The organism is Actinomycetota bacterium, from assembly GCA_009923495.1.
Classification (GTDB): Bacteria; Actinomycetota; Actinomycetes; order S36-B12; family UBA5976; genus UBA5976.
The window spans coordinates 1-2070 of sequence record RFTJ01000042.1; the positions used below are offsets into that span (position 1 = coordinate 1).

3 protein-coding genes are annotated in these 2070 nt (G+C 54.1%); all 3 read left to right on the forward strand.

Annotated features, from left to right (window positions below; genetic code table 11):
- On the forward strand, positions 1–711 hold a 711-nt coding region (carB, locus tag EBS36_07325; GenBank protein NBU32958.1), incomplete at its 5' end, for a carbamoyl phosphate synthase large subunit.
- Positions 704–1552 carry a dihydroorotate dehydrogenase electron transfer subunit gene (locus EBS36_07330; protein ID NBU32959.1) on the forward strand — a complete coding sequence of 283 codons (849 nt, stop codon included), beginning with the start codon at positions 704–706 and terminating at the stop codon, positions 1550–1552. The genes carB and EBS36_07330, both read left to right, overlap by 8 nt.
- On the forward strand, positions 1552–2070 hold a 519-nt coding region (locus EBS36_07335), incomplete at its 3' end, for a dihydroorotate dehydrogenase (GenBank protein ID NBU32960.1). The genes EBS36_07330 and EBS36_07335, both read left to right, overlap by 1 nt.

Below are 2070 nucleotides of genomic sequence, written 5' to 3' on the forward strand. Positions count from 1 at the left end.
GCCGCCGCCCGCATCGCAGTTGGTGACACAATTGCCGATCTACGCGCTGGTGGTTTCTTGCGCGCACAGGGCGATGGTGGCGACATGCCACAAGGTTCACCAGTGAGTGTGAAGGAAGCCGTGCTGCCATTCGGACGGTTCATGGGCGTCGATACTGTTCTTGGTCCCGAAATGAAATCAACGGGCGAAGTTATGGGAATCGACGACGACTTCGGAACTGCCTTCGCAAAGTCACAGCTGGCAGCATACCGAGATGGCTTGCCAACCTCCGGCTCAGTTTTCGTGTCGGTTGCCAATCGCGACAAGCGCACGATGCTGTTCCCGGTTAAGCGCCTTGCTGACTTAGGTTTCCGGATTTTGGCAACAAAGGGCACCGCGGAAATTTTGTCGCGCCACGGCATCAACGCCGAAGTCGTTCGCAAACAATTCGAAGGTCGTGGGGAAGATGGCACCCCAACTACAGTCGATGCCATCATGGCTGGCGATGTGGATTTGGTGGTTAACACTCCTTATGGCACGGGTGCCCGGCGCGACGGTTATGAGATTCGCACTGCTGCCGTGCTTACGGGCACTGCCTCAATCACCACAATCCAAGCACTGGCTGCGGCAGTCGAGGGTATTGAGTCACTGCGTGGTGGCCCGCTCAAGGTTAAGTCAATCCAAGAACACCTAGCGCATCTAGATAAACTTTTGGCAGACGCTCATGAGTAACGCCCAGCAGTTAACCAGCACCATCACCTCGATCACTCGAGTTGGTGCCTACTGGCACATGGTGTTACGCGCTCCTTCAATTGCCGACGCTGTGCTACCTGGCCATTTCGTTGCTGTCGCAGTCGGTGATGCCGGCAGTTCAATGCTGCTTCGTCGTGCGTTCTCGATTCACAATGCCACGATTGGCGAATCTATTGAAGTTATTTTTGCTGAACATGGCGCAGGAACTAAATGGCTAGCCACGCAAAAAGTCGGAGCACAGTTAGACATTATTGCACCGCTTGGCACCCCGTTTATTTTGCCGCGAAGTACTATGTCCTGCGTACTAGTCGCTGGCGGATATGGCAGTGCGCCAATGGGTATGTTGGCTCGAGCACTAAAACGCCAAGGTTGTCATGTTGAAGTTATTCTTGGCGCTGCGTCAGGTGATCGACTTTTCGGAGTCCTTGATCTAAAGCGGGATGCCGACAATGTGACGGTAACCACTGATGACGGCTCGTCAGGGGTGCGTGGGCGAGTAACAGATGTGCTCGCAGAAATTATTGGCCAATCGGGTGCCGGCGTTGTTTACGCATGCGGTCCAATGCCGATGCTCAAGGCTGTTGCCAAAGTCGCTACGGAACACAGTGTTTACAGTCAGTGCGCTGTTGAGGAAGCAATGGCCTGTGGCATCGGTGTATGTATGACTTGTGTGCTGCCGGTAATTGGTGACGATGGTCAAACTCGGATGGTCCGTTCGTGTGTTGAGGGCCCAGTTTTCCGTGGTGATCGGGTTCGTTGGGATGACGTTCACACAATTCCCGCAGATACCGTTGGCGCTCCGATTCCAGGAGGCCACTAATGAGCATTGACCTTTCAACGAATCTTGGCGCCTTGCAATTAGCTGCGCCGACATTGACAGCTTCAGGTTGCGCAGCGGCGGGTCGAGAGTTGGCACAATTTGGCGATGTGGCGACTCTGGGTGCAGTGGTCACCAAAAGCATCATGCTAAATGCCAGATCTGGCCGACCAACACCTCGAATGGCCGAAACCCCAAGCGGCATGCTGAATTCAATAGGCTTGCAAGGTCCAGGTATTGAGCAATTTATTGAAAAGGACCTTGCTTGGTTAACCGAACACGGAGTCACCACCGTCGTCTCGATTGCAGGTGGCACGGTTGCTGAATTCGGAGAATTGGCTGGAAGGTTAAATGGCGAGCCAGGAATTGCCGCGCTTGAGGTCAACATCTCTTGTCCCAATGTGGAGAGCAGGGGACAGGTATTTGCCTGCAACCACGATTCAGCTAGCGAAGTAATTCGCACAGTTCGCAGCCAATGGACAAACTCAGCGCCGATTCTGGCCAAACTGACGCCAGATGTG